This window comes from Propionicimonas sp., assembly GCF_047606205.1.
Taxonomy (GTDB): Bacteria; Actinomycetota; Actinomycetes; order Propionibacteriales; family Propionibacteriaceae; genus Propionicimonas.
Map to the genome: position 1 here is coordinate 1 of NZ_JASGES010000217.1, position 9874 is coordinate 9874.

8 protein-coding genes and 1 pseudogene are annotated in these 9874 nt (G+C 72.8%); all 9 read left to right on the plus strand.

Annotation, left to right across the window (positions count from 1 at the left end):
- Positions 1–230 (plus strand): annotated as a pseudogene (locus QM633_RS13525) (UDP-N-acetylmuramoyl-L-alanyl-D-glutamate--2,6-diaminopimelate ligase); the annotation flags it as partial.
- Positions 223–1626 carry a UDP-N-acetylmuramoyl-tripeptide--D-alanyl-D-alanine ligase gene (locus QM633_RS13530; RefSeq protein ID WP_415154288.1) on the plus strand — a complete coding sequence of 468 codons (1404 nt, stop codon included), beginning with the start codon at positions 223–225 and terminating at the stop codon, positions 1624–1626. The pseudogene QM633_RS13525 and the gene QM633_RS13530, both read left to right, overlap by 8 nt.
- Positions 1623–2690, plus strand: a complete 1068-nt coding sequence (mraY, locus tag QM633_RS13535) for a phospho-N-acetylmuramoyl-pentapeptide-transferase (protein WP_415154289.1) — start codon at positions 1623–1625, stop codon at positions 2688–2690. The genes QM633_RS13530 and mraY overlap by 4 nt, the downstream gene beginning before the upstream one ends.
- The gene (gene murD / locus QM633_RS13540; RefSeq protein WP_415154290.1) at positions 2672–4162 is read left to right on the plus strand and encodes a UDP-N-acetylmuramoyl-L-alanine--D-glutamate ligase; all 1491 of its coding nucleotides are present in this window, start codon (positions 2672–2674) and stop codon (positions 4160–4162) included. The genes mraY and murD overlap by 19 nt, the downstream gene beginning before the upstream one ends.
- 93 nt (positions 4163–4255) lie before the next feature.
- Complete coding sequence (ftsW, locus tag QM633_RS13545) at positions 4256–5437, plus strand: putative lipid II flippase FtsW (RefSeq protein ID WP_415154291.1); 1182 nt, start codon at positions 4256–4258, stop codon at positions 5435–5437.
- A gap of 1 nt (position 5438) precedes the next feature.
- On the plus strand, positions 5439–6542 hold the full coding sequence (locus QM633_RS13550; protein ID WP_415154292.1) for a UDP-N-acetylglucosamine--N-acetylmuramyl-(pentapeptide) pyrophosphoryl-undecaprenol N-acetylglucosamine transferase: 1104 nt from the start codon (positions 5439–5441) through the stop codon (positions 6540–6542).
- A 4-nt stretch (positions 6543–6546) separates the two neighbouring features.
- The gene (gene murC / locus QM633_RS13555) at positions 6547–7956 is read left to right on the plus strand and encodes a UDP-N-acetylmuramate--L-alanine ligase (RefSeq protein WP_415154293.1); all 1410 of its coding nucleotides are present in this window, start codon (positions 6547–6549) and stop codon (positions 7954–7956) included.
- Entirely contained in the window at positions 7949–8665 is a 717-nt protein-coding gene (locus tag QM633_RS13560) for a cell division protein FtsQ/DivIB (RefSeq protein ID WP_415154294.1), read from the plus strand. Before murC ends, QM633_RS13560 begins: the two co-directional genes overlap by 8 nt.
- 181 nt (positions 8666–8846) lie before the next feature.
- Positions 8847–9874: cell division protein FtsZ (gene ftsZ / locus QM633_RS13565; RefSeq protein WP_415154295.1), on the plus strand; the 1028-nt coding region annotated here is incomplete at its 3' end.

The window sequence follows — 9874 nt, forward strand, 5'->3', positions numbered from 1 at the left end:
GCGCGGCGGCGGAGGAGTCCGGCGCGGAGGTGGTCGACGGCGGGCCACGGGCCGAGGCGATCGCCCGCGCCCTCGACCTGGCCGGCGCCGGCGACTGGGTGGCCGTGCTGGGTAAGGGGCACGAGAGCGGCCAGCAGCTGGCCGACCGTACGATCGCCTTCGACGACGTCACCCAGGTGCGGCGGGCGTGGTCGTCGCTGCACCCTGGCGGGGAGGAGCAGTATGCGTGAGGTCGCCGTGGGCCGGCTGGCCGAGGTGCTGGACGCCGTGCCGGTGGGCGACCCCGGAGCCCTGGTCGGTCCCGACGTGGTGATCGACTCCCGGTCGGCGACGCCAGGGTGCCTGTTCGTCGCCCTGCAGGGAGAGCGGGCGGACGGCCACGACTTCGCCGCCGCGGCGGTGGCCGCCGGCGCAGCGGCGCTCCTGGTCCGGCGTGCGCTGGACCTGCCGGTGCCCCAGCTGGTGGTCGGCGACCCGCTCGCCGCCCTCGCCGTCCTGGGCAGGTCGGTGGCCGCCGAAGCGAGCGCGGCGGGCATGGTCACCATCGGGATCACCGGCTCCTCGGGCAAGACCAGCACGAAGGACCTGGTCGCACAGGTGCTCGCCACGGCGGGGGAGACCGTCGCTCCGGTCGGGTCGTTCAACAACGAGATCGGGGTGCCGCTGACCGCCACCCGGGTCACACCCGCCACCCGCTTCCTGGTCAGCGAGATGGGTGCGCGCGGACAGGGACACATCACCTGGCTGTGCAGCGTCGTGCCGCCGTCGGTCGGCGTCGTGGTGAATGTCGGGCACGCGCACCTGGGCGAGTTCGGCTCGGTCGAGGCGATCGCGCAGGCGAAGGGCGAGCTCGTCGAAGCGGTCCCCGCCGGCGGCTGGGCCGTCCTCAATGCCGACGACCCGCTGGTCACCCGGATGCGCGCACGGACCCCGGCGCGGGTGGCCGCGTTCGGCACCACGGGCGAACCGGGCTGGGGCGACCTGAGGGTCTGGGCCGCCGACGTCACGGCCGACGAACGGCAACGGCCGTCCTTCACCCTGCGCACCCCGGACGCGGGGGCGCCGGTCCGGCTCCGGGTCACCGGGGCCCACCAGGTCGGCAACGCGCTCGCCGCCGCGGCGGTCGCGCTCAGCCAGGGCCTGCACGTCGACGCCGTGGCGGAGGCTCTCTCGTCCGCTCAGGCGCGGTCGCACTGGCGGATGGAGCTGGTCGAACGGCCGGACGGGCTGCTGGTCGTCAACGACGCCTACAACGCCAACCCCGACTCGATGGCGGCGGCGCTGCGGACGCTGGCGTCCCTGCGCCGGCCAGGCGGACGGCTGCTGGCCGTCCTCGGCGACATGCTCGAACTCGGCCCGGCCGCGCCGGCCGCCCATCGGGAGGCCGGCGCCCTGTGCGCGGCGCTCGGAGTCGAGGCGCTGATCGCGATCGGCCACCACGCCGCCGACCTCGCCGCGGGCTACGGGCCGGGCACGATGCTCGTCCCGAACCGGGAGATCGCCGCGGCCGCGGCGTCGGCGTGGCTGCGTCCCGCGGACGTCGTCCTGGTGAAGGCCTCCCGGGGGCTAGGTTTGGAGACCGTGGCCGAAGACCTGTCAGCGACCCCGGAAGGGGACCGACCATGAGGAGCGTCCTGCTCGCCGGAGGGATCGGCATGCTGGGCACCCTTCTCGGCACCCGCTACGCCATCCGCTTCCTGGTCGGTCGCGGTTACGGCCAGTTCATCCGTGATGACGGCCCCACCAGCCACCACACCAAGCGCGGCACGCCCACGATGGGCGGCACCGTGATCATCATCAGCGTGCTGCTCGGCTACGCCGTCGCGCACCTGGCCACCTGGACTCCGCCGACCGCCACCAGCCTGCTGGCGCTCGGGCTGTTCGCCGGGCTGGGCCTGGTCGGGCTGGCCGACGACTGGATCAAGATCAGCAAGGCCCGTTCGCTCGGCCTGCACGCGTGGGCGAAGTTCGGCCTCCAGACCGCGGTGGCGATCGCGTTCGGGATCCTCTCGTTCCAGTTCCCGGACGCCCGCGGCCTCACCCCGGCCAGCCAGGCGATCTCGTTCCTGCGCGACCTGCCGTGGCTGCAGCTGCCGATCTGGCTGGCCGTGATCTGGATCGTGCTGCTGGTCGCCTCGTGGTCGAACGCGGCCAATCTCACCGACGGCCTCGACGGGCTGGCCACCGGGGCGGCGGCGATGGTGTTCGCTGCCTACACCTTCGTCAACGTGTGGCAGTACAACCAGTCCTGCGCGTGGGCGGATGCAGGGACACTGTGCTACGAGGTACGCAACCCGCACGACCTCGCCGTGGTGTCGCTGGCCCTGGCCGGGGCGTGCTTCGGTTTCCTGTGGTGGAACGCCAGCCCGGCCAAGATCTTCATGGGCGACACCGGATCGCTGGCGATCGGCGGGGCGCTGGCCGCGCTGAGCGTGCTCACCCGCACCGAACTCCTGATGCCGCTGATCGCCGGACTCTTCGTGATCATCACCGCCTCGGTGGTGCTGCAGGTCGGCTGGTTCAAGCTCAGCAAGGGCAAACGCCTGTTCAAGATGGCGCCGTTGCAGCACCACTTCGAGCTGCTGGGCTGGGCGGAGGTCACGATCACCGTCCGGTTCTGGATCATCTGCGGGCTGTTCGCCGCCGCCGGGCTCGGCATCTTCTACACCGAATGGGTCGTGGGCTCGTGAAGGACTGGATGGCCACCGCCGACCGGCTCTCGCCCTGGCCGCAGGCCACCGTGGTGGTGGCCGGTCTCGGCACCTCCGGGTTCGCGGCGGCCGACGGGCTGATGGACCTCGGCGCGCGGGTGGTCGTGCTGGACGCCTCCGAGGGCCCCGGCAACCAGGAGAAGGCGACCGTGCTGGAGATGCTGGACGTGATCGTCCGGCTCGGCCCAGGGGCCACCGACACCCTTCCCGACGACGTCGACCTCGTGGTCACCTCGCCCGGCTGGCGCCCGTCGGCGCCCCTGCTCGCGCAGGCCGCGCTGCGGGGTGTCCCGGTGTGGGGGGAGGTGGAGCTCGCCTGGCGGATGAGCCTGCCGGACCGGCAGGTGCCGTGGCTGGCGGTCACCGGCACCAACGGCAAGACCACGACCGTCGGCATGCTGGAGTCGATGCTCACGGCCGCCGGCCTGCGCACGTCGGCGGTCGGCAACGTGGGGCGCCCGATCGTCGAGGCCGTTCTGGACGAGGTCGACTACGACGTGCTGGCCGTCGAACTGTCCAGCTTCCAGCTGCACTGGACGAACAGCCTCTCGCTGCACTCCGCCGCCGTGCTCAACCTGGCCCCCGACCACCTGGAGTGGTACGCCGACGCCGCCGGCTGGCCGCCGGGGGTGGCCGACCCGATGGGCGCCTACGCGGCGGACAAGGCCCGGATCTACGAGCGGGTCCAGCGTTCGTGCGTCTACAACGTCGCCGACCCGGCCACCGAGGAGATGGTGGTCCAGGCCGAGGTCGTCGAGGGCGCCCGCGCGATCGGGTTCACGCTCGGCATCCCCGGGCCCTCCATGCTCGGAATCGTCGACGACCTGCTGGTCGACCGGGCGTTCATCCCGCAGCGCCGGGACTCCGCGATCGAGGTGGCCAAGCTCTCCGACGTGGTGCCGTACGCGCCCCACAACGTGGAGAACGCGCTGGCCGCCGCCGCGCTGGCCCGCTCCTTCGGCGTGCACCCGACGGCCGTGGCGGACGGCCTGAGGCGGCTGCGTCTCGGCGACCACCGCATCCAGACGATCGCGGAGGTCGGCGGCGTCCGCTATGTCGACGACTCCAAGGCGACCAACCCGCACGCCGCCGCCGCGTCCCTGGCCGCGTTCGACCACGTGGTGTGGATCGCGGGCGGCCAGGCGAAGGGCACGACCTTCGACGACCTGGTCACCGCGGTCGCCCCGAAGCTGCGCGCCGTGGTGGTGCTCGGCGTGGACCGCCGGGTGATCGCCGACGCCCTCGCCCGACACGCGCCGCAGGTGCCCGTCAACGTGCTGGAGACCAGCGATCATGGAGCGATGCAGCAGGCGGTGGAGTGGGCGGCGGCCCGGGCGGTGCCCGGGGATGTCGTGCTGCTCGCGCCCGGCTGCGCGAGCAAGGACATGTACCCCGACTACGCCGCGCGGGGCGACGCGTTCGCCGCCGCGGTCGCAACCTTGACCGGATAGGAGGACGAACCAGTGGCGATCCTGTCTTCCCCCATCGTGGATCGCCGCGGAACTGCGTCGGAGCCGCCCGCAGAGGGCCGCCGGCGCAGTCTCGTGGTCGAATGGCTGGCGCATCCGCAGGCCAGCTTCTACCTCGTGCTGGTGCCCGCGGTGCTGCTGCTGGGACTCGGCGTGATGATGGTGCTGTCCGCGTCCAGCGTGTACGCGTTCGTCCGCTACGACGACGCCTACTACTTCGTCAAGCGGCAGGCGCTGTTCCTGGTGCTGGGCGGCGGTTTCGCCTTCGTTCTCGCCCGGCGCTCGCCCAAGCAGCTGAAGATCTTCGGCTGGATCCTCGTCGTCACCTCGCTGCTGCTGCAGGTGGCCACGTTCACCCCGCTGGGCTACTCCAACAACGGCAACACCAACTGGATCCGGTTCGGATCGTGGTTCGGGATCCAGCCCTCGGAGCTGGCCAAGCTCGCGATCGTGATGTGGAGCGCCGACCTGTTCGCCCGCAAGCACAAACGGCTGTCCGACCCGCGGCACCTGCTGATCCCCTTCCTGCCCGTGTCGCTGATCCTGATCGGCCTGGTCGTGCTGCAGTCCGACCTCGGCACCGGCATGATCATGGGCGCGATCGTGCTGGCCGCGCTCTGGTACGTCGGGGCGTCCTGGAAGGTGATCGGCTCGCTGCTCGCCGCCGTCGCCCTCGGCGTCGGCGTCCTGGTGGTCACCACCCCCTACCGGATGTCCCGGATCCTCGGCTTCTTCAACCAGGACCTCGACCCGCTCGGCGTGAACCACCAGCCGATCAAGGCGATCTTCGCGCTCGCCTCCGGTGGCTGGTGGGGGCTGGGGCTGGGGGCGAGCCGGCAGAAGTGGGGCGGGCTGGTCGAGTCGCACACCGACTACATGCTCGCGGTGATCGGCGAGGAGCTGGGCCTGGTCGGCACGCTTCTCGTGCTGTCGTTGTTCCTCGTCCTGGGCTACGCCGGGTTCCGGATCGCGATGCGCTCCGACATCCGGTTCTGCCGCTACACCGCGGCGGGGATCACCAGCTGGTTCATGATCCAGGCGCTGGTCAACATCGCCGTCGTGCTGCGGATGATGCCGGTTCTCGGTGTGCCGCTGCCGCTGCTCTCCTACGGAGGGTCGGCGCTGATGGCCAACCTGATGGCGCTCGGTGTCCTGCTGGCCTGCGCACGCCAGGAGCCCGAGGCGCGGGCCTTCGCCCGCCGTCGCGCCAGAGCGCACCAGCAGGCGCTGGTCACCACCGCGCAGGGACGCGGGTGAGATGACACCGGTCCGGATCGTGCTGGCCGGCGGCGGGACGGCCGGCCACACCTCGCCGCTGATCGCGACGGCGAAGGCACTGGAGTCGCTGGCCGACGTCGAGATCACCTGCGTGGGCACGCCGAAGGGCCTGGAGACCAGGGTGATCCCGGACGCGGGGCTGCGCCTGGAGCTGATCCCGCCGGTCCCGCTGCCGCGCCGGCTCACCCCAGAACTGCTGGCCGTGCCCGGCCACCTCGGCCAGGCCGTCGGTGAGGCGGGGGCGATCCTTCGCCACCACCGTGCCCAGGTCGCGGTCGGCTTCGGCGGCTACGTCTCGCTGCCGGTCTACCTCGCCGCGCGGCGGGCGAAGGTGCCGCTGGTCCTGCACGAGGGGAACGCGGTGCCGGGGCTGGCCAACCGCATCGCCGCGCGGTTCACCCCGTACGTCGCGACGACCTTCCCCGAGACCAGGCTTCCGCACGCCACCCGGCTCGGGCTGCCCGTGCGCGCCGGGATCGCCACCCTCGACCGGACCGCGCGCCGGGCCGCGGCCAGGGCATCGTTCGGGCTGCCGGAACGGGGCAGCGTGCTGCTCGTCAGCGGCGGCTCCCAGGGGGCGCGAAGCCTCAACCTCGCCACCCTCGGAGCTGTCGACCGGCTGCTGGCCCGCGGGATCAGCGTCCTGCACGTGCTGGGGCCGGCCAACCTGACCGCGGACACCGCGGCCCGGGTGGATCCGGCCACGTCCACGGCCTACGTCCCGGTCGGGTACGTGGACGAGATGGGGGACGCCTACGCCGCGGCCGACCTGATGCTCGGACGCTCGGGTGCCGGCACGGTGATGGAGACCGCCATGACCGGGCTGCCGACGATCTTCGTCCCGCTGCCGCACGGCAACGGCGAACAGGCGCGCAACGCGACGTTCCTGGTCGAGGCGGGCGCAGGAGTGCTCCTCGCCGACGCGGACCTCGACGCCGACCGCGTCGTCACCGAGGTCACCGGTCTGCTCGCCGACCCGGCGCGGCTGGCCCGAATGTCCGGCGACTGTCGCCGGCTGGTGCCGGCCGACGCGTCCGCGGCGCTGGCCCGGTTGGTGCTCGACGTCGCGGAGCGGCGACACTGAACCCATGCTGATCGAACCCGTCCCGCTGGTGCCACTCGCCAGGCTCGGCGGTGTGCACTTCATCGCCGTCGGCGGCGCGGGAATGAGCGGCGTCGCCGCGATGTACGCGCAAGCGGGGGTCCGGGTCAGCGGGAGCGACCAGGCCGACTCGCCCACGCTCGCCGAGCTGCGCGACCTCGGCGTCCGCACCCACGTGGGACACGACGCCGCCCAGGTCGGGGACGCGTCCACCGTGGTGGTGTCCTCCGCCGTGCGCGAGACCAACCCCGAGCTCGCCGAGGCCCGGCGGAGGGGCCTGCGCGTCTGGCACCGAAGCGCGGCCCTGGCCGCGCTCATGGTCGGCCGGACGGGGGTGGCCGTCACGGGCACCCACGGCAAGACCACCACGTCGGCGATGACCGCGACGCTGCTCTCGCGGGCCGGCGCCGATCCCAGCTGGGTCGTGGGCTCCCCGCTCGCCGCGACGGGGCGCGCCTGGCACGCGGGCGCCGGCGAGGCGTTCGTGGTCGAGGCGGACGAGAGCGACGGCTCGTTCCTGCAGTACCCGGCCGCCGTCGTCGTCCTCACCAACATCGAGGCCGACCACCTCGACAACTGGGGGACGCCGCAGGCCTACGCGGACGGGTTCGTCCGGCTGGTGACGGCCGAGACGGTGCGCACGGTCGTGCTGAGTGCCGACGACCCGGGCACGCGTCAGCTGGCCGTCCGGGCGCGGGCGGCGGGAAAGTCCGTGCTCAGCTACGGCGAGTCCGCGGAGGCCGACGTCCGGATCGAGGAGCCCGCCTTTCCCGCCACGGGGGCGACGGCGACGCTGCGGGCCGTGGGCGATGCCGGGCCGCTCACCCTCACGGTTCCGGGGCGCTACAACCTCCACAACGCCGCGGCCGCCTACGCGGTCGGCAGGGCGCTCGGCCTTCCCGGCGCGCTGCTTCGGGCGGGTGCTGCCGACTTCGCCGGCACCCGGCGCCGCTTCGAGAAGGTCGGCGAGCCCGGTGGCGTCCGGGTGTTCGACGACTACGCGCACCACCCCACGGAGGTCGCCGCCACGCTGACCGCGGCCAGGGGACTGGCCGGCCCGGGCCGGCTGGTCGCCTGTTTCCAGCCGCACCTGTTCACCCGCACCCGCGACTTCGCCGGCGAGTTCGGCCGTGCGCTCGGCCTGGCCGACGAGGTCGTGGTGCTCGGCATCTATCCGGCGCGCGAGGACCCGATCCCCGGGATCACCGGCCGGCTGGTCGCCGACGCCGCGGAGCCGGCGGCGCCCGGACGGGTGCACTACGTGGAGGCGGTCGCCGACGCGGCTCCGGCGCTGGCCCGTCTGGTGCGGCCCGGCGACCTCGTGGTCACCCTCGGCGCCGGCGACGTGACGACGGTCGGGCCCGCGCTCACCCGGCTGCTGGAGCACCATGAGTGAGGTCCGCGACGCGACGGCGCGGCTGCAGTCGCGCCGGCGGGGCGACCGGAGGCGGCGCTGGCTGCGCTGGCTGGTCGCAGGGGTCGTGCTCGCCCTGCTGGCTGCCGCCGTCTGGGTGGTCGGGTTCTCCCCGGTCCTGGCCGTCCGCTCGGTCACGGTGACCGGAACGGACGTCCTGACCAGGGCCGACGTCCTCGCCGCGGCCGAGGTGGGCGTGGGGACGCCGATGGTCGCGCTGGACACCGGCGCCGTGGCGGACCGCGTCGCGGGACTCCCGCCGGTCGCCTCGGTGACCGTCACCCGCGCCTGGCCGGGCACGGTCCGGGTCGCGGTGTCGGAGCGGAAGCCACGGCTGGCCATCCCGGCGGGCGGGGGATACCTGCTCGCGGACGCGGAGGGCGTCGTCTTCCGGGCCGTCCGCTCGGCTCCGCCCGGGCTGGTCGTCGTCGATGCCGATCCCGACGACCAGCAGGTCCTGGTGGACGTGGGGACGGTGTTCTCCTCGCTCAGTCCGCAGACCGCGGCCAAGGTCTCGCGGCTGGCCGCGCCGAGCCGTGACGGCATCGAACTGCGGCTCACCGACGGCAGCCGGGTGATCTGGGGGAGCGCGGACGACTCCGCGCTGAAGAGCGAGGTGCTGGATGCGCTGCTGCCCCTGGGCGGGACACAGTTCAACGTCTCCGCACCCGCGTTCCCGACCCGGCGATGAACTCCGTCCAACCCTGAACCCCAACTTGAGGGACACGCCGAGCCCACAGACATTCTTGGACAAGCCCAAAAGCGGTTGCCTAGCCTTGAACCCACGCCGAAGCCGTTGCCTTCCCCGGTTCGTCCGCTTCGTCGAACCATGACGTCAAGGCATCTACAGCAGAAGTAAGGGTGGGGGTTTCGTGGCCACTGCGTCCCAGAACTACCTCGCGATCATCAAGGTGGTCGGAGTCGGCGGCGGCGGCGTGAACGCCGTGAACCGGATGATCGAGTCGGGCCTGCGTGGCGTCGAGTTCATCGCGGTCAACACCGACGCCCAGGCACTCCTGATGAGCGACGCGGACGTGAAGCTCGACATCGGCAGGGATCTCACCCGCGGTCTCGGTGCGGGCGCCGACCCGTCGAAGGGCCGTCAGGCCGCGGAGGACCACGCGGACGAGATCGAGGAGGTGCTCAAGGGCGCCGACATGGTCTTCGTGACCGCGGGCGAAGGCGGCGGCACCGGCACCGGCGGCGCTCCCGTGGTCGCCCGGATCGCCCGCTCGCTGGGTGCGCTGACCATCGGTGTCGTGACCCGCCCGTTCAGCTTCGAGGGACGCCGCCGCTCGACCCAGGCCGAGGACGGCATCACCACGCTGCGCGAAGAGGTCGACACGCTGATCGTCATCCCCAACGACAAGCTGCTGGAGATGACCGACCACCACGTGGCGATCCTGGACGCCTTCCGTCAGGCCGACCAGGTGCTGATGCAGGGCGTGTCCGGCATCACCGACCTGATCACGACGCCGGGCCTGATCAACCTCGACTTCGCCGACGTGAAGGCGGTGATGAGCAACGCCGGCTCCGCGCTGATGGGGATCGGGTCCGCCCGAGGCGAGGACCGCGCCCGTGCCGCAGCCGAGATGGCGGTGTCGTCCCCGCTGCTCGAGGCCAGCATCGACGGCGCGCACGGCGTGCTGCTCTCGATCGCCGGTGGCTCCGATCTCGGCCTGTTCGAGGTGTCCGCCGCGGCCAACCTGATCGAGGCGTCCGCCCACGAGGACGCGAACATCATCTTCGGCACGGTGATCGATGATGCGCTCGGCGACGAGGTGCGGGTCACGGTGATCGCCGCCGGCTTCGACGGCGGGCAGCCGCCGCGCAAGCCGGCCGCCCGTCCCGAGGTGCGCAGGTCCGAGGCCGCGGCACGTCCGGCGCCGCTGCCCGCGAC

Coding starts and splice junctions, on each gene's coding strand:
- murC (WP_415154293.1), top strand. CDS start 6,547: ATGCTGATCGAACCCGTCCCGCTGGTGCCACTCGCCAGGCTCGGCGGT.
- QM633_RS13550 (WP_415154292.1), top strand. CDS start 5,439: ATGACACCGGTCCGGATCGTGCTGGCCGGCGGCGGGACGGCCGGCCAC.
- mraY (WP_415154289.1), top strand. CDS start 1,623: ATGAGGAGCGTCCTGCTCGCCGGAGGGATCGGCATGCTGGGCACCCTT.
- QM633_RS13530 (WP_415154288.1), top strand. CDS start 223: ATGCGTGAGGTCGCCGTGGGCCGGCTGGCCGAGGTGCTGGACGCCGTG.
- murD (WP_415154290.1), top strand. CDS start 2,672: ATGGGTCGTGGGCTCGTGAAGGACTGGATGGCCACCGCCGACCGGCTC.
- QM633_RS13560 (WP_415154294.1), top strand. CDS start 7,949: ATGAGTGAGGTCCGCGACGCGACGGCGCGGCTGCAGTCGCGCCGGCGG.